The sequence below is a fragment of the Leptolyngbya sp. 7M genome (assembly GCF_018128485.1).
This window is the reverse complement of the sequence record NZ_CP070897.1, coordinates 2,724,707-2,741,789: the sequence shown is the minus strand read 5'-3', so window position 1 is coordinate 2,741,789 and position 17,083 is coordinate 2,724,707. Positions and strand designations below refer to the sequence as shown.

The window sequence follows — 17,083 nt, the reverse complement described above, 5'->3', positions numbered from 1 at the left end:
GCTAAACAACATCAGCTTTAATCCAATAATTCTTTGTGAATTGGCAAGATAAGCAAACTTATTCCTCTGGTTGGACTTGATTAACCTGGCGACAAGGCGTTAAACTTGCGAGGCTCTGCCCTAGCTTGGGCATGCTATAGGGAAGGGAATTTGGGGAAGAGTTGTCATGCTGGATACTTGCTTGTTGCCAGGCTATCACCTGACCGAAGTTGTTCATGTTGGAACAGAGACGATTCTCTATCGGGGTTGGTCTCAATCCCATCATCAGCCTGTAATTTTAAAGACGCTGAAAGCGGACTATCCCAGCCTGTCTCAGTTGACGCGCCTCAGGCATGAGTACCAAATTACTGCATCCCTTGACCTAGAAGAAATTGTCAAAACCTACGGTTTGGAAACCCATCAGCATCGCATGGTTTTGGTGCTGGAGGACTTTGGTGGGCGTTCGTTGAACCATTGGCTGGCAGAGCAACCGGGTCAACCCGTGGATCAACCAGCTCTGATCCGATGGCTTGAGATGGCGGTGCAATTGGCGCAAGCATTAGAGGTATTGCATCAGCATGCGATTATCCACAAGGATATCAAACCGGCCAATATCATCTTTAATCCAACCACTGGACAAATCAAACTCACCGATTTTAGTATTGCCTCCCATCTCAGAAAAGAGTTGCCTCAGTTGAAGCATCCGGATCAACTAGAAGGCACCCTGGCCTACATGTCGCCGGAACAAACGGGGCGGATGAATCGTTCTGTGGATCACCGCAGTGATTTCTATTCCTTGGGCATCACTTTCTATCAAATGCTGACCGGCCAGCTGCCGTTCAGTGGGGATGATCCGCTGGAGCTAGTGCATTGTCACATTGCCAGACAGCCTGTCTCGATCCAGGTTTTGAATCCAGCCATTCCGGCGGTGCTTGCAGAAGTGATCAGCAAGCTGATGGCGAAAAATGCGGAAGATCGCTACCAGAGTGCTACCGGACTTAAAGCCGATCTAGAATGTTGCCTTAGTCATCTCAAAACCAGCCATACTCTTCCCTGCTTTGTGCCAGGTGCCCGTGACCGCCGGGCGCAATTTCTAATTCCGCAAAAGCTCTACGGACGCGAAGCCGAGGTGGCCGTGTTATTGGCTGCGTTTGACCGGGTTGTGGGACATGCAGCTAAAGCGAATCAACCTTCTAGAAATCAGATGGTGGCAAGTTCTATTTCTTTTCCCCAATCTGAACTGATGCTGATTACTGGTTATTCTGGTATTGGTAAATCTTCATTAGTCAATGAGATTCATAAACCGATTACTCAGAATCGCGGCTATTTTATCTCTGGAAAGTTCGATCAGTTTAAACGCAATATTCCCTATGCTTCTCTTATTCAAGCGTTCCAATCCTTGATCCAGCAACTCATGACTGAGAGTACGGCTCGGTTGCAGAGTTGGCGAGAAAAGCTGCTAGCCGCTCTGGGAGCGAATGGGCAGGTGATTATAGACATGATTCCCGAAGTGGAGTTGATTATTGGTCCCCAGCCTGCCGTCCCTGAACTAGGCGCGACCGAAGCTCAGAACCGCTTGAATCGGGTGTTTCTGTCGTTTATTCAGGTGTTCACTCAGCCGGATCACCCGCTGGTGCTGTTTCTGGATGATTTGCAGTGGGCAGATTCAGCTTCGCTCAAGTTGATCCAATTGCTGATGACCCATCCAGATAGTTGTTATTTGCTGCTGATTGGAGCCTACCGGGACAACGAAGTGGATTCAGTCCATCCGTTGATCAAAACCGTGACCGAAATTCAGCAGGCGGGAGCTGTGGTCAACCAGATTGTGATTCGTCCCCTAGCCCTCAACCATGTACAGCAGTTACTAGCAGATACCTTAGGCGATTCTCAAGATAGTTCACAAGCTGGTTTTCAAAGCAGTTCTCTAAGTAATGCCTATCAACCACTCGCGGAACTACTGTTCAGTAAAACCCAAGGTAATCCTTTTTTCCTCAAGCAGCTTTTAAGGACGCTTTATCAGGAAGAGCTGATCAGGTTTGATTTTGCTCAAGGTCGCTGGCAGTGGGATCTGCAAACAATTCAAACTACCGACATTGCCGATAAAAGTGTGGTGGAATTGGTGGCTAGCAATATCGAGAAACTGCCGCCCCCGACCCAGACAGTTCTTAAATTAGCAGCCTGTGTCGGCGACCGTTTCACAATTCAGGGGCTAGCGACAGTGAGTGAAATGAATCTGTTATCGCTAGCAAAAACGCTACAGCCAGCTCTAGAGAATGGGTTTATTTTACCCTTCGACAATACCTACAAAATTCCGCTGTTGTTTGCCGACAGTGAATTGGCCGCTTTTGGATTTGATGATACCAGTGTCGCCTATCGGTTTTTGCATGACCGGGTGCAGCAGGCGGCCTATTCCCTGATTCCCGAATCGCACAGGTCAGCTACCCATTTACGGGTGGGGCAACTGCTGTTGCAAACTACTGCCCCCACCGATCTAGAAGCGGCCATTTTCGAGATTGTCAATTCTCTGAACAAGGGAGCTGAGCTGCTGGTTGAGCAAACCGAAAAAACAAAACTGGCCCGACTGAATCTGATCGCGGGTCAAAAAGCTAAGTCCGCTGCTGCCTACGAGCCGGCTTTTAGCTACCTGGAACAAGGTATTATGCTGCTAGCTCAAGATAGTTGGCAAAGCGACTATGAGCTAACGCTGGCGTTGTATGCTGAAGCCGCTGAAGTGGCCTATCTCAATACTGATTATGCTCGCTCGGAACAACTAGTGAACGGAATTGAGCAATATTCGATTACTAACTTAGATAAGGTTAAAGCCTATGAGCTAAAAATACAGCTTTATATGGCTCAGTTGGAAATGATGAAAGCAATCGATACTGGTATGGAAGCCCTGTCGATGCTGGGTCTACCGATTGTTAGTCAATTAGAGCAAAATCATTTCTCAATTCGATTGCCGCAGCTAGCTGAACTAGACCAAATTCCTCTAATGACTGATCCAGTCAAGCTGGCAGCTCTGCGAGTTTTGAATACGGTGACTACTACTGCCTATCAAACCCAAGCTGAAATCTTTCGTTGGATTGTTTTAATGCAGCTACAGATGTGCATTGAGTATGGTCATTCTGCCTTAGCGCCTTTTGCCTATATTGCCTATGGCTGGTTTTGTAGCACTATCAATGCACCAGAGCGAGCCTATGCTGCGGGTCAAATTGCGCTAAAACTCGCAGAGCAGTTCGATGCCAAGGAATTAGAATGCAGTATTGTACAAATTTTTGAGTGCTTTATTCGACACCAAAAAGAGCACATTCGTGAAACGTTTGCTCCGCTGGTAGAAGCGATTCACCTTGGCTTGGAAGCAGGTGATATTGAATATGTCAGCTATGCTGCGATGAATTACTGCAACCATCTGTTTTTTAGCGGTGAGCCGCTGGACCAGTTGAACTCGATTCAGTTGCAATATGTCAATTTACTGCTGAAGCTAAAGCAAGAATTTCAAATTTATTACGCCCGATTTTGGCGACAGGTGACGCTAAACCTTCAAGGCGAGAGTAGGAACCCCTGTCGTTTAATTGGCGAAAGCTTTGATGAAACCGTGATGCTGCCCAGGCTGCAAGCTGCACAAAACCATCAGTCCCTGTTTGGAGTGTACACAGCCCGCGCAATTCTCAACTACCTGTTTCACAACTATGCCGTTGCTGTTGAAAATGCCGCCTTGGCGGACCGCTATGCTAGCAGTGGAGCAGGATTGGTGGCTTCAATTGGGCATTCGTTTTACTACGCGCCTGTTTGTCTCGTTCTTTGAGGCCGGTCTGGGCATGTTGCGGTTGTTCACCTTCACCCATACGGCTCGCAGACTAGACTTAAGTCTGACGGCCCAGATGTTTCGCCATTTGCTGCAACTGCCGCTGGCTTACTTTGAATCCCGTCGTGTGGGAGACACGATTGCCCGTGTGCAAGAATTAGAGAATATTCGTCAGTTTCTCACCGGCACAGCTTTAACGGTTGTCTTAGATGGTATCTTCGTCGTTGTCTATATCGCGCTAATGGCGTTCTATAGCATTAAGCTAACCGGCGTAAGTCTAATCATTTTACCGTTCTTTGTTGCCTTAATTTGGTTTGGTACACCTATATTACGCGAATGGTTAAACGAATCGTTTAATCGTCGAGCCGATTCGCAGGCGTTTCTGGTGGAGGCAATCAGCGGCATCCATGCGTTAAAAGCCCACACGGCTGAACTGCCTGCCCGCGAACGTTGGGAAGGGTTATTTGCCCGCTATGTCAACAAAAGCTTTCGCACTTCTACCCTCTCTAACATCAACAGTCATTTAAGCGATCTGCTCACCAATCTTTCCGAACTGCTGGTCCTCTGGTTCGGTGCCACGCTAGTAATCCAACAACATCTCACAGTTGGGCAACTCGTCGCCTTTCAGATGCTGTCGGGACGAGCGATTGGGCCGCTGCTGCGGTTGGCGCAACTCTGGCAAAACTTCCAGCAGGTGTTGCTGTCGGTGGATCGGATTGGCGATATTCTCAACACCGATCCCGAAGCCGAACCGGAAACCGGACTCGTACTTCAACCCTCTAAAGGGCAAATCACATTCGATCAGGTCGTATTCAGCTATCCCACCAATCCTGAACCCGCTCTCAAAGGCGTGTCTTTCACGATTCAACCCGGTATGTTTGTCGGCATTGTTGGCCGCAGTGGTTCTGGCAAAAGTACGCTGTCGAAGCTGCTGCAACGGCTCTACCAACCGGAAAAAGGGCGGATTCTGCTCGATGGTTTCGATATCAAAGGCGCGAATCTGACTTCCCTACGTCAGCAAATGGGCATTGTGCTGCAAGATGACTTTCTGTTTGACGGGACTGTATTCGACAACATCATCTTCAGCAATTCCGAAATTACGCTAGAGCAAGTGATGCAAGCGGCTCGTCTAGCGGCAGCCCACGACTTCATTAGCGAACTGCCCAAAGGCTATCAAACCCACATTGGCGAACGCGGTACGGGCTTATCCGGCGGACAACGACAGCGGTTGGCGCTTTCACGCTTGTTTCTCTCCGATGCGCCGATTTTGATTCTCGACGAAGCAACTTCTGCCCTCGATGCCGAAACCGAACAGAAAGTGCTGCACCATTTGCGCCAAGTCACCCGTAACCGTACGGTGCTAATGATTGCGCATCGCTTTGCTCCATTGCGACAGGCGGATTTGATTCTGGTGTTGGAGAAGGGTGTGATTGTGGAACAGGGACGCCATGACGAGTTGTTAGAACGCAAGGGTGTCTATTGGGCGCTGTATCAAAAGCAGCAGGCTTCGGTGTAGTGAATTGTAGATCGAATATCAGCAGTCCTCACATTTGCATACTCTCAAAAATCTCAGAACTATGTCTCGATAGAGTAAAAAATTGGCTCAGCTTGTCAAAGCTAAGGCAAACAAAAGTCCACTTATCTACCAAAAGGATGTAATCATGTCTACCACTCCCTCAATTTCTCAGGTCAACCTCGATAAGTTTCGCACCAGCAGCTTGTTTTCTGGAATTGATGGTAAAAATTCAACCATCGTTGTAATTGATGATGGAATTAATTTAAAGCATCCCTTCTTCGGACCCGATAATAACGGAGATGGAGTTGCTGATCGGTTCAAGTACCCCAATGACCCCAGCGAACCTAAAAATCCCGAAGATCCTGAAAAATTTTCGGGTGATTTTTCTGGAAATGAGGATATTTCTCCCGGAGTTGGACATCCAATTTCTCACGAGTTCATCGATCATGGAACTGCTGTTTCTGGTGTTGTGGCTACTACTGCACCAGGAACTAATATCATCCATCTAAAAGTTTTTCCCGATAATGGGGACAATGCACTGGGTGAAGATGTTAAACAGGCTTTAGAATGGGTTGTCAAGAATGCTGCTCAGTTAAATATCACTGCTGTAAACATGTCATTTGGTGGTGGTAATCTCAGTCAAGAGGATAGTAGTCTTGAATATGCTCAACAAATTGAACAACTGGCTGCGCTAAATATTCCTGTGATTGCTGCATCTGGGAACGGTTTTCAAGACTTCCAAGGTCAGCCAGGTGTAATGAATAACGCAGCAGCTCCCTACACTATTAGTGTCGGAGCAGTAGATAGAAACGATCAACTTACCAATATCTCTCAACGTCATCCAATCCTGACCGATATTCTTGCTCCCGGACAAGATATTACAGTTGGCACCTATGGTGGTGGAACAAAATCTACCAATGGTACCAGCTTTGCCGCGCCTCAAATCACTGGCGTTGTTGCCTTGGCTCAAGAGTTGGCTGTGCGGGAGATGAACCGCAAGCTGACGGTGCAGGAATTGACCGATTTGATGAAAACAACAGGTGCGGAGGTAAAAGACGAGCAAACGAATGGTGTATATCGCCGCATTGATATGTACGGATTGGGCGAAGGAATTTTGACCACTAAAGCAACAGGTGGAATTTTGCCAACGAGTCAGGGCGACCGATTAGCTGGAACGGTTGGCAACGACTATATGGCTGGCTTTGATGGCAATGATGAATTGCTTGGTAATAATGGCGATGATACGCTTATTGGCGGTAGGGGCAATGATACAATCAATGGTGCTCTTGGTAACGATGCAATGTCCGGCGGCGATGGTGATGATTTATATGTCGTAGACAGCAATGCCGATACGATTATTGAAGTCGTAAATGGCGGGAAAGATACTGTAACGGCTTCTGCCAGCTATACATTGAGCGAGAATCTGGAGAATTTAGATTTGGATGGAAATGAAGCCATCAACGGTACCGGAAATGGTTTTGACAATTTAATTCAAGGAAACAACGCCAAAAATCAGCTCTCTGGCGGTGACGGTAACGATGAACTGCATGGCAAAACTGGCGCAGATCTACTGGTCGGCGATCTGGGAGATGATCGGCTATTCGGAGATACCGACAATGATAGCCTCATCGGTGGTTTGGGAAATGACAGGCTGGCGGGTGGTGAAGGCAGAGATACGCTGCGGGGCGGTCTGGATGCGGATCAGTTTGTCTTCAATACCCTCGGCAAAGGTGTAGATCGAATTGCTGATTTCAAAGCGACTCAAGATGATCAGATTCTGGTTTCAGCTCGCGGATTTGGCGGCAGGTTGAAGCTTGGCAACCTTTCCAAGAAGCAATTCACGCTCGGCTCGCGGGCAACGGGTAAGCAGTCCCAGTTTATCTATGATGCCAAAGATGGCGACTTGTTCTATGACTCAGATGGAATCGGTGGGCGTAAGCAAACCCTATTTGCCGAACTGGCACCCAAAACAGCGTTGTCTCGTGCCGATATCGCTGTAATTGCCTAGATTTGATTCTCCGCTGTTAATCGTGTCTATTGGCAATAGTGTTTACCTAGCTATTAATGAGTAAATTGAACATTCATTGCCAACCTACTTCTGAAGCTACTTGCCGAAATTCACCGAGATAGTGCATTTTCTAAAATCTACCAGAAATACATAGCTGCAGAAGTAAACGATTTGTTCCACATGTATCGTTTACAGCCTTTTTCAGGCTAGTGAAGTACGAAAAACGGGGTGCAGGGGCAGTGCCCCATGACTGCAGCAGCGTGTGTTCGTGGCCGCCGAGTATCAGGTCGATGCCGGGTGCGCATTGTGCGAGGCGTTTGTCCTGCGCCATGAACATATGCGTCAAACCGATGATGGTATTCACGCCGGCCGCACGCATCTTTGCGATCACTTCGCGGGCTGTCTCGCAGTAATCAGCTATCTTCAGATGTGCCTCCATCGACGATGTCTCTTTTGTCTCGGGAAGCAGAAGGCCGAATATACCGACCTTCACGCCGTCGAATTCGCGTATCACATACGGCGGCAGATCGGCGAATATCTTGCCGGTTTTCGTGTCGATCACGTTCGACCCGAGCCAGGTAAAATTCGATTCCTTTATCCGGTCGAGCAGCTCATTCGTCTTGATGTCGAATTCGTGATTTCCCAACCCGCTGTAATCCAGCCCGACCTTGTTCCAAGCGTCGATCATCTGCTTGCCGCGGTATGTGCGCGTCTCGACCGAAGGCGATAGTGTGTCGCCGCCGAGCGTCATCAGCGTGTTCGGATTGTCTTTCAGCGTCTGCCTGCGGATCGTCATCACGCGAGCCAACCCGCCGCGTTTGCCGCCGTCAACGGGCGTGAATTGATACGTGTCGTTCAGATGCAGGAATGTAACGCGTACAGTATCGGGGTTCTGTCCGAACGCTGCAGCAAACAAAAGGCCAACAAAAACGACAACAAGAGCAAATCGATTGAGCATTATTTTGTTCTAAGGATGCAAAGGATCAAAAACTCGGAACTGCAACCTATATTGTCAGATGCGTACGCGCTTCCCAGAGTTCGGGGAAAAACTTCTTCTTCAGCGTTGTCATCAGATACCCGACGCCGTCCGAACCGCCTGTTCCGCGTTTCATGCCGAGCATTCGTTCCACCATCTGAATATGATTGTAACGCCACGATATTATCAGCTCATCGTGTTCGATCAGCAGGTCCTGCATATTGTAGATATCTGCGTATTTTTCGGGGTGCGTGAGAATTTCGACGATCGCGGCAACTCGTTCTTCATTTGTTGCAACTGCAAAACCGTTTCTTTGCAGCAGCGACCAAAAAGTATCAGCGAGCGAAGGCGAAATGAAGCGCTTTTTCAATCTTTCATAGGCAAACTCGTCCTCTTTGAACGATTCGAGGATGCGCTCGTCCTTTGCTCCGGACGAAAATTCCAACTCGCGAAACTGCATCGATTGAAAGCCGCTCGCGGGATTGAGTTTATCGCGAAATTCCAGAAAGCCTATTGGTGCCATCGTTTCCAGAATGTGTATCTGCGTAACGAGTATCTTCTCTATCGAAACCGCCGCACGCAGCGAATGATTTGCCCGAAACAGCCTTCCTTCGTCGATCCAGCCGATACACGCATCCAATTCGTGCAGCAACTGCTTGAACCAAAGTTCATACGTTTGATGAATGATGATGAAAAGCAGTTCGTCGTGGCTTGCCGGCTCAGAGAGCGTTTCCTGCAGCTGTATTAACTCGCGAACCTTTAAATATTTGTTGTATGAAAGCGGCTTGCCTTTGCCGTATCCGTTTGACATAGGTAATGGAACCAAAGAACGGCTCAATAATCGACGATTGCCGGTTATATGTCAATTTTTGGTGAAAATATGGGCAAAACACGAAAAAAACTCTTGACACGCACCGTAAATCCGAGTAAATTCTCTTTCGTCAATCGAAAAACACACTTAAAAACCCGCTAAATCTTGTGTTTTAAGGACTAAGGATTGTTTTATCTTGATCTGTCACACTTAGGATTATGATTCGGCCTTACGAGTTTTCCCGTCCGGACCGAATGGCGGCAGTTGTGTATTTTCTGTGACTAAATACTTGAAATACAGGAGTAGTGCTAACTAGTTGATAGTTGGCCAGGAGGAATTGCGAGGTATGACTAAAACAGTTGGTCTGGTCAAATGGTTTAACAACGCAAAAGGTTACGGTTTTATTGAACAGCCGGGAGAGCAGGATATATTCGTGCATTATTCTGCTATCACCGGGGATGGCTACAAGACCCTTATCCAAGGTCAGGAAGTTGAGTTTGAAGTTACCAACGGTCCGAAAGGGCCGCAGGCAGAGAACGTGGTCAAGGTTGCGGGTTAACTTTCATTTGGCCAGTTGCAATTCTCCCGCGTAGTTAACTGGCGTGTTTTTCAAAAAAAGCGAGTCGATCCTGTCGGCTCGCTTTTCCAGTTTTCGGACAAATTGCTGCTCAGAGTTCATATCAGGTCATCACCGCGTGCCTTTAACGTTCGGCGCCACAGTTCACGATATGAAGTAAAACGAGCGATCAGCGAATTTAGCTGATATCTCTGTGCAAAGCTGAGCATTCTGTTATCACTTATTCGTTTGATCTGTGATTCCAGTCTCGCCCGTGCCTCAAGCGGCGGACGGGGGACAGCTCCGTTAAAGTAGATATCGAAATCTATTTTTAGCCTTCGGATAGCTTCCTCTATACGGCCAAGTTCAATATCGATAGTTGCTGACTGTTCAACCCGGGAAGCTGCGCGTCCTGTAATTTCACGTTTCTGTAAAGCCATATGCTTAAATAACACATCGGCGGGGCGGAAGAGATGTGCTGTTCAAGTAAATCAGATTTCCATTACAATTTCCAGCTTTTTCTTGATGCGTATAGAATGTGAGCACTGCTATGAGAGCCAAACCGTCTGACAAAAATATGCTTTCTGAGCTTCCTTCGGTGGACGAAATGTTGAGCCTTTCAGGTTCCATCAAGATAGCGGAAGTGGTTGGCAAGGAACAACTCACACGATTAGTCCGCGAGGCGATAAGCGAAGTAAGAAACGATATCTGCGCCGGAAGTATGGATCTAAGCGGAGGAAAAACTTCTCGATCCGAATTGATCACGCGGGTCGCGACAGTTTTAGAGAGATCGTTCATTACCATGCAGTTGGCGAAGCAAAAGCGAGTCATAAATGCGACCGGTGTGATCATTCATACAAATCTTGGCCGAGCACCGCTTTCCCAAGCAGCTCGAGAGGCTATGGATGAGAGTTCAGCATATTCTAATGTTGAACTTGATCTCGTCACGGGTCAGCGAGGGCGACGGGGAGGCGGTGTTGAGGATTCTATCTGTCGCCTCACGGGAGCTGAAGCTTCGGCGATCGTAAACAACTGTGCTGCCGCGGCATATCTTGTTCTTTCCGTCATAGCAAAAAGCAGTGAGGTCATAGTATCGCGGGGTGAATTGGTCGAGATCGGAGGTGATTTCCGGATCCCGGACATTCTTGAACGCTCGGGAGCTATCCTTCGTGAGGTCGGCACGACCAACCGGACAAAACTCACTGATTACGAACGCGTGATCAGTGATCGAACAGCCGCGATACTTCGCGTTCACCCATCGAATTACAAAATAATCGGTTTTTCAATGGCACCGCATACACGAGATCTTGCTGAACTCGCTCATTCCCGCAACTTGGTTTTCTATGAGGACGCGGGATCAGGGGCATTGATAGACCTTTCGGGATTCGGCTTGGAAGATGAACCCGTCATTGCAAATGTGATCGACTGCGGAGCAGATGTCGTAACTTTCAGCGGTGATAAGCTGCTGGGCGGGCCGCAGGCCGGGATCATTGCGGGCAAACGGGATCTGATAGAACGCATTAGACGTGACCCGCTTTTTAGGGCGCTTAGGGCTAACAAATTGACCTACGCTGCCCTTGACGCAACGCTCGCGGCCTACCTTCGAGGGACACATTTTGAAGAAATACCTGTACTAAGAATGTTTGCGATGAGCCCGCTCGAACTTGCAGAGCGCACTCGTTCATTCATTTCCAAATTTGTCGATTTGCGCGTCGCCGCCTTGGTAATCTTTTAGCGGCTTGACCTGTTCGTTATCTATCTGCGGAAGTGCGATGTGTGCGACCATGATAGAACCGATACCAGCGTCTATCGCTTGTTTGAACGGGACGAGCTCGAGCGAGTCAAGCCGCGACTTCGGGAGGTCAATGATCGGTAGGCCGCGATGTGAATCGACGTTCGTATCACCGTGGCCAGGAAAATGTTTTGCGGTCGCTATGACTTTTTGTGATTGAAGGCCCTCGGCAAAGGCGACGCCAAACCTCGCAACGTCTTCCGGATCTTCACCAAAGCTTCGGACGTTTATTACCGGATTTGCAGCATTGTTATTGACGTCAAGCACCGGAGCATAAACGTGCTGAATGCCGATGGCTCGTGCTTCACGGCCCGTGATCACACCCATTCGGCGTGCGAATTCCGGATTGCCGGTCGCCGTTACAGCCATTGCCCAAGGGAAGTTCGTCGTGTCCTGAAAACGCATTCCGATGCCCGTTTCGGCGTCGAGAGACATCAGGAGCGGAATCTTTGCGGCCTCCTGCATCCGGTTGCCCAGGTGCGTGGTTTCGTATATGGGCGCACCGAAAAATATGATACCGCCAATCTTGTTATCAATAACGTGGCGTCGAAGTTCCTTAAAGAACGAGCTTTCCTGATGGGCGAAGCGTGCATTGATGCCGACGTGGACAAGTTGCCCGACCTTTTCGTCAACCGTCATTTTCTTGAGCGTTTTATCAGCCCAGTCCCAGTCCCTCTTCGAGGGGGCAAACTGAGAAACGGCGAACTGGTCCGGCGGGGCGGCACGCGTTACCGGGGGCAGGACAAATGAAAGCAGCAGGCAAAAACTAGTGAGGAATTTCATCTTTCTTTCTAATGATCAAAGTTGCGATAAATGCGACCGAGACGGTAACAGTGCTTCCAATAAGCGCATACCACGGCCAAGCGATCTTTGTCCCTAGTAATATGTATAACATTACGGCAATGCTCGCGAGCATTCCCATAAGTGCATGTATCTCACGGGCTCCTTTCAAAAATGCCCCGACCAGGAATACGCCGAGTATCGGACCATTTATCAGCGAGGCAACAGAAAGTGCCATGCTGAGAGCCGAGTTGTTTGCATTACGCAGGCCGACGGCAATCAATATCTGTACGATGCCGACTATAACCGTGAGTATTCCGGCGACCTTCATTAGATGCCGTTCAGATGTATTCTTTGCGTAGGGCTTGTATATATCATTCACCGCGGTGGCGGCTATTGAATTGAGCGAAGAAGATAGGGCCGCAGCAAAGATCGCTGCAACAACCAAACCGGAAAGTCCGGTCGGCATTTTCTGCGTGATGAAATCGGGAAAGACCTTGTCGCCGCCCGTGAACGGAAATGCACCGGTCGCGGCATCGTAACCCGTGATGTTATATGGGGCATAGAACGCAAAGAGTAGTACGCCTATGAACAGAAATCCGATGAACTGGCCAAGTACAACTGCACCTGAGGTCATCAAGGCAGTGATCGCCGCACGCGGTTTATCGGTACAGAGATACCGCTGCACGAGGAACTGGTCGGTGCCGTGTGTTGACATCGTAAGGAAACAGCCGCCGATCACGCCGCCCCAGAATGTGTAGGTCTTGGTGAAGTCGAGCGTAAAGTCGAAAAGGCTGAATTTATCGAACTGCTGGCCAACGGCGATCGCTCCGCTGATCCCTCCATCAATGTTTTGGACTAGTACTACTGCTGCGGCGATTGCACCACCGATGTAGATGATAAGTTGAACGACCTCGATCCAGATAACGGCTTCCATTCCACCATAAAAGGTGAAGATGATCATAACAATGCCGAGGATAAGAATAGAGCCGATGATGATCACCTCCTGAGAGGTCTGCGGATCGAAGGCCGTGTATACTGCGGCGAGTACTATGGCTGTAAGCAATAGGCGAATTCCATCCGCAATATTCCGCATGATAACGAAGAGGCCCGAAGCGAGCATCTTTACCTTCCCTCCAAAACGGTCGCCGAGAAGTTGATAGACCGTTTGAAGTTCGCCTTTGAAATAAAGCGGGATAAAGACCAGCGAGATGACCACACGACCGAGCATATAGCCGAAGACAAGTTGGAGAAACTGGAAGTTTCCCCCCTTTGCAAATGCAATGCCCGGCACGGAGATAAAGGTGATCGTACTCGTTTCGGTCGCAACTATAGACATCGCGATGGCCCACCACGGCACGTCGCGATTGCCGACAAAATAATCTTCGGTCGTTTCCTGCCTACCAGCATACCAGATGCCAAAGGCCGTGATACCGATCAGATAGCCGAATATGATCACGAGGTCGAGTGTTTGCATTCTGTTCTATAGCCGCGCGTAATACATTCCAATAATCTTTAGTCTTCCGATGTGGTTGCCGTCCAGCCAAGGAAATTCCTCGGCCGCGAAGCGTATGATATCACTTTCTGATATCTTGCCGAGTTCTTCCATTTCTGTCAGCGTGTAAATTCTGCTTTCCGCTTCTGTAGCGTGACCGTCTGCCTTGGTGATGTCACCTTCCGTCAGATCAGAAAATCGTGCCTTCATCCGGTCATCGATCGGCTTGCGGAAATTTTCGCCCCATTTGGTCGCAAGTTCGAGCGTTGGTTTAAGGTCTCTGCATCGAGTTCGTTCATTAAATTGGGCAGATGATGTGCTTAATTATTTTCCAAGACGACTTCTTATCCGATCCGAACGTTCTCTGAGTTTTTCGTTCGATGGTTTCAGGTGCGTCATTAAGTTGCCTTTTACATAGCCGAGTCGGATCATAGCAACAGTCGAGATCATGTTCAGCACCATCTTCTGAGCGGTCCCAGCCTTCATGCGTGTGGATCCGGTTATTACTTCTGGTCCGACGACTGGAACTATAGCAATATCAACAGTGTTCGTTATCTCAGAATCCGGGACGCAAGCGATGCAAGCTGTAAAGCAGCCTATGCTCTTTGCATATCGAACGGCGCCGATTGTGTACGGCGTGCGGCCCGAAGCTGTCAGCCCAATTACACTGTCTGCTGCTGTTACTCCGCGTGCTATTAGGTCTTCCGCACCGGCTTCCTTGTTGTCCTCGCTTGCCTCCGAAGCTTTATAAAGTGCGTCGTAACCGCCTGCGATAATGCCTTGAACCAAGTCATACGAAACTCCATAGGTGGGCGGGATCTCAGATGCATCTAGTACCCCGAGTCTTCCGCTTGTGCCGGTTCCGGCATAAAAAAGCCGACCACCGTTCTTCAATCTTTCAATTATCGCGTCCGTCGCCTCGGCGATCTGCGGCAGCACTTGTTGGACCGCCTCAGCAACGGATTTGTCTTCATTGTTGATCAAACGAAGAGCTTCTAGCGTCGAAACTTCGTCGATGCGTGCGGTGTTTGGATTCTCTTGTTCTGTTATCGGAAGCATATATGACACGCATCCAAGGCTATGCCTGCCGGATCTGACCTTTACAATTCGTTCCAAAGTTTCCATTTCTCAATGCCATCATCGCAGCGGCCTGTGCAGGCGGCATCAGCGGTTCAGTTAGAAAAGCTTTTGGGGCGATGGTATGTATAGTGTCAATCATTGGTTTTGTCAGCAGTTCGCCGGCTTTGAACACGCTACCAACACAGCCGATCGGCACTTCTTTACGCTTAAGGCCAAGTTTTTTGATCACAGCAAATGCTGCAAGTCCAAGCTCAGATCCGGCGGCTTTGATTATATCAATCGCGACAGCATCACCATTCAATGCTGCTTCCACCACGAACTTTGCGAATCCGGCAATGCGCGAATTATCAACATGAGGTGAGTATATCGCAACGATAAGATTTTCCGGTCCCGAAGCATTTCTCTAACCTTTCCAGGTTCGGCACAATCAGCGCTCCCAGTACTTTCTGATCTTGACCGACCAGCATGATCTGATCAACGTAGGGGCTGCGTAAACAGGCATCTTCGATCGGCTGGGGTTCAATGTTTTCACCGTTTGTCAGCACAATCGTATCTTTGGCCCGACCCGTAATCACCAGATCGTCCTGGTTCGATACCCAGCCCAGATCGCCAGTATCAAACCAACCTTCTGGACTAATTGCTTTTTTCGTGGCTTCCGGATTTTTGTAGTAGCCTAGCATTACCTGATCGCCTCGAATCATTACTAAACCCTGCCTTTCGGGTGGTAGGGGTCTGCGGGTTTCTGGATCGACAATTTGGGTTTCGGTATTGCGCAGGGGTTGTCCATCTGCACCACGAATGTTGCGCCAAGGACGACGAACATGGGTAATTGGTGAGGTTTCGGTTAAGCCATAGCCGCCCAAAATAGTGATGCCTACGACTTCAAAGAAATCTTCTAGATGTTCGGCAATCGAACCACCGCCGCTGACCAGAAATTTAACTGCACCTCCCACGCCGGCTCGAATCTTCCGGTAAACCAACCGATCGCCGACCCAATGCAGCGGAGCTAACACCAGCGACTGCAAGGCAGCCACAACTCGTTCTGCTAGAGATGGATGTAGATTCTCTAAGCTCAGCCCCTGAACAATGCGTCGGGCTTTGATATAGCGGTCGCTCTGAGTTAGGAAAAAGTGGGCCAACCGCTGTTTGCTGGCAGGCTGTTCGCGGAGCTGTTTTTGAATGCCGTCATAAATCGACTCCCAGAGGCGCGGCACGCCTACCATATAGTGAGGCTTAAAGTCTTTAATATCTTTTTTGACAAAGCGGATGTTGGTATAAGCCTGAGTGCAGCCAAAGGCCAGCACAAAATATTCGAAGGTGCGCTCGTAGCAGTGCCAGATCGGCAAAATACTGAGAACCCGCTCTCCGGGTTGGGGTTGGGCCACTTCATAGGCACCCAGAATTTGCGAGATCAGGTTGTGGTGGCTTAGCATTACCCCCTTGGGTTGACCCGACGTACCCGACGTATACATCAGGGTTGCCAAACTGTCGCGGCTGGGGCGCACGGGCTGAAGTGGGTGATTGGCTCCCAGATCGAGCAATTGGCTAAAGTTGAAGGTAGTGATTTCGCCTAGATCCGGGGGCGTTTCGTCGGTGAGTAGAATCACAAACCGAATTGGCAGCGGCGGCAAATACTCGCGCACTTTGTTCAGGGTCTCTAGGTCTTGAATCACTAAACCGATACTGTCACTGTGCTCCAGGATGAACTGCAACTCTTCTCGATCAGCCTGAGAGCCGCGCACGGCGTTGATCGCACCAATGGTCATAATTCCCTGATCGGCAATTAGCCAACGGGGGCTGTTGTCCGAAAACTGGGCGATATGCTCTCCTGGCTGGACTCCCAGCGCCTGTAACCCCGCAGCAAACTGGCGAATAGTTTCATAGAGCTGGGCAAAGGTGATCTTTACCGCTGGCTGACTGTGGGGGTCGTATAGCGCCACCAAATTAGCCACCTCCGGACGCTGGGCCACGATTCCCCAAATTTCTGGTAGGGCTTGAATCTGGCTATAGGTTCTGCTATCGGGTCGAGTTGTGCCAGAAGCCTGATCGCGTGTGAGAGTCATAGGATATGTCCTGAATGCTTTGTTTGAAATGCCTGAATGATAAAGCTTGAAATGATAACCGCTGATCGTTAAATCAAAGTTCCTCTAGTTACTGTTCGTCCAGTAACCGTTTGTCTGGCAACCGCTGGCAACCGTTTGTCTAGCAATCGTTTGTCCAGTTAACCGTCCGATGCGGTATGAACGATACAGGCGATGAAGGCAAGTGACAATGGCTGCTGCCCA

14 protein-coding genes are annotated in these 17,083 nt (G+C 49.1%); 5 read left to right on the top strand and 9 right to left on the bottom strand.

Annotation, left to right across the window (positions count from 1 at the left end; all coding sequences use genetic code 11):
* Positions 1-166 precede the first annotated feature (166 nt).
* From JVX88_RS13300 to JVX88_RS13290, 3 genes are all read left to right on the top strand, one after another.
* On the top strand, positions 167-3,784 hold the full coding sequence (locus tag JVX88_RS13300) for an ATP-binding protein (protein WP_211627737.1): 3,618 nt from the start codon (positions 167-169) through the stop codon (positions 3,782-3,784).
* On the top strand, positions 3,708-5,300 hold the full coding sequence (locus JVX88_RS13295; RefSeq protein WP_263975521.1) for a peptidase domain-containing ABC transporter: 1,593 nt from the start codon (positions 3,708-3,710) through the stop codon (positions 5,298-5,300). The genes JVX88_RS13300 and JVX88_RS13295 overlap by 77 nt, the downstream gene beginning before the upstream one ends.
* A gap of 82 nt (positions 5,301-5,382) precedes the next feature.
* Positions 5,383-7,308 carry a S8 family serine peptidase gene (locus JVX88_RS13290; RefSeq protein WP_211627735.1) on the top strand — a complete coding sequence of 642 codons (1,926 nt, stop codon included), beginning with the start codon at positions 5,383-5,385 and terminating at the stop codon, positions 7,306-7,308.
* 130 nt (positions 7,309-7,438) lie between these two features.
* Here the strand turns inward: JVX88_RS13290 and JVX88_RS13285 are convergent, their stop codons facing one another.
* Both JVX88_RS13285 and JVX88_RS13280 read right to left on the bottom strand, forming a co-directional pair.
* Positions 7,439-8,266 (bottom strand): metallophosphoesterase, encoded by an 828-nt coding sequence (locus JVX88_RS13285; RefSeq protein WP_211627734.1) that lies wholly within the window; start codon positions 8,264-8,266, stop codon positions 7,439-7,441.
* Between the two features lie 46 nt (positions 8,267-8,312).
* Complete coding sequence (locus JVX88_RS13280; RefSeq protein ID WP_211627733.1) at positions 8,313-9,095, bottom strand: tryptophan 2,3-dioxygenase; 783 nt, start codon at positions 9,093-9,095, stop codon at positions 8,313-8,315.
* A gap of 346 nt (positions 9,096-9,441) precedes the next feature.
* Here JVX88_RS13280 and JVX88_RS13275 point away from each other — a divergent pair, with 346 nt between their 5' ends.
* Positions 9,442-9,654 (top strand): cold shock domain-containing protein, encoded by a 213-nt coding sequence (locus JVX88_RS13275; protein ID WP_211627732.1) that lies wholly within the window; start codon positions 9,442-9,444, stop codon positions 9,652-9,654.
* Positions 9,655-9,770: 116 nt separating this feature from the next.
* Here the strand turns inward: JVX88_RS13275 and JVX88_RS13270 are convergent, their stop codons facing one another.
* Positions 9,771-10,091 (bottom strand): hypothetical protein, encoded by a 321-nt coding sequence (locus tag JVX88_RS13270; RefSeq protein WP_211627731.1) that lies wholly within the window; start codon positions 10,089-10,091, stop codon positions 9,771-9,773.
* Between the two features lie 137 nt (positions 10,092-10,228).
* Here JVX88_RS13270 and selA point away from each other — a divergent pair, with 137 nt between their 5' ends.
* Positions 10,229-11,386 carry an L-seryl-tRNA(Sec) selenium transferase gene (gene selA, locus JVX88_RS13265; protein ID WP_211627730.1) on the top strand — a complete coding sequence of 386 codons (1,158 nt, stop codon included), beginning with the start codon at positions 10,229-10,231 and terminating at the stop codon, positions 11,384-11,386.
* On the opposite strand, the gene JVX88_RS13260 is transcribed toward selA, so the two are convergent.
* From JVX88_RS13260 to JVX88_RS13235, 6 genes are all read right to left on the bottom strand, one after another.
* A complete protein-coding gene (locus tag JVX88_RS13260) occupies positions 11,333-12,226 on the bottom strand; it encodes a glycoside hydrolase family 3 protein (protein ID WP_211627729.1) in 894 nt (297 codons plus the stop codon). The two genes, selA and JVX88_RS13260, sit on opposite strands and share 54 nt — an antisense overlap.
* The gene (locus JVX88_RS13255; protein WP_211627728.1) at positions 12,210-13,700 is read right to left on the bottom strand and encodes a sodium:solute symporter; all 1,491 of its coding nucleotides are present in this window, start codon (positions 13,698-13,700) and stop codon (positions 12,210-12,212) included. The genes JVX88_RS13260 and JVX88_RS13255 overlap by 17 nt, the downstream gene beginning before the upstream one ends.
* A gap of 6 nt (positions 13,701-13,706) precedes the next feature.
* Entirely contained in the window at positions 13,707-13,928 is a 222-nt protein-coding gene (locus tag JVX88_RS13250) for a hypothetical protein (RefSeq protein ID WP_211627727.1), read from the bottom strand.
* A gap of 114 nt (positions 13,929-14,042) precedes the next feature.
* Positions 14,043-14,777: an N-acetylmuramic acid 6-phosphate etherase gene (murQ, locus tag JVX88_RS13245; RefSeq protein ID WP_211627726.1), complete on the bottom strand. Its 735-nt coding sequence runs from the start codon at positions 14,775-14,777 to the stop codon at positions 14,043-14,045.
* Between the two features lie 19 nt (positions 14,778-14,796).
* Positions 14,797-15,111, bottom strand: a complete 315-nt coding sequence (locus JVX88_RS13240; RefSeq protein ID WP_263975520.1) for a hypothetical protein — start codon at positions 15,109-15,111, stop codon at positions 14,797-14,799.
* 34 nt (positions 15,112-15,145) lie between these two features.
* Positions 15,146-16,861: an AMP-binding protein gene (locus tag JVX88_RS13235; protein WP_211627725.1), complete on the bottom strand. Its 1,716-nt coding sequence runs from the start codon at positions 16,859-16,861 to the stop codon at positions 15,146-15,148.
* Between the last annotated feature and the right edge of the window lie 222 nt (positions 16,862-17,083).

Coding starts and splice junctions, on each gene's coding strand:
- JVX88_RS13300 (WP_211627737.1), top strand. CDS start 167: ATGCTGGATACTTGCTTGTTGCCAGGCTATCACCTGACCGAAGTTGTT.
- JVX88_RS13250 (WP_211627727.1), bottom strand. CDS start 13,928: ATGAAGGCACGATTTTCTGATCTGACGGAAGGTGACATCACCAAGGCA.
- JVX88_RS13295 (WP_263975521.1), top strand. CDS start 3,708: ATGCTAGCAGTGGAGCAGGATTGGTGGCTTCAATTGGGCATTCGTTTT.
- JVX88_RS13255 (WP_211627728.1), bottom strand. CDS start 13,700: ATGCAAACACTCGACCTCGTGATCATATTCGGCTATCTGATCGGTATC.
- JVX88_RS13285 (WP_211627734.1), bottom strand. CDS start 8,266: ATGCTCAATCGATTTGCTCTTGTTGTCGTTTTTGTTGGCCTTTTGTTT.
- JVX88_RS13275 (WP_211627732.1), top strand. CDS start 9,442: ATGACTAAAACAGTTGGTCTGGTCAAATGGTTTAACAACGCAAAAGGT.
- selA (WP_211627730.1), top strand. CDS start 10,229: ATGCTTTCTGAGCTTCCTTCGGTGGACGAAATGTTGAGCCTTTCAGGT.
- JVX88_RS13235 (WP_211627725.1), bottom strand. CDS start 16,861: ATGACTCTCACACGCGATCAGGCTTCTGGCACAACTCGACCCGATAGC.
- murQ (WP_211627726.1), bottom strand. CDS start 14,777: ATGCTTCCGATAACAGAACAAGAGAATCCAAACACCGCACGCATCGAC.
- JVX88_RS13270 (WP_211627731.1), bottom strand. CDS start 10,091: ATGGCTTTACAGAAACGTGAAATTACAGGACGCGCAGCTTCCCGGGTT.
- JVX88_RS13280 (WP_211627733.1), bottom strand. CDS start 9,095: ATGTCAAACGGATACGGCAAAGGCAAGCCGCTTTCATACAACAAATAT.
- JVX88_RS13260 (WP_211627729.1), bottom strand. CDS start 12,226: ATGAAATTCCTCACTAGTTTTTGCCTGCTGCTTTCATTTGTCCTGCCC.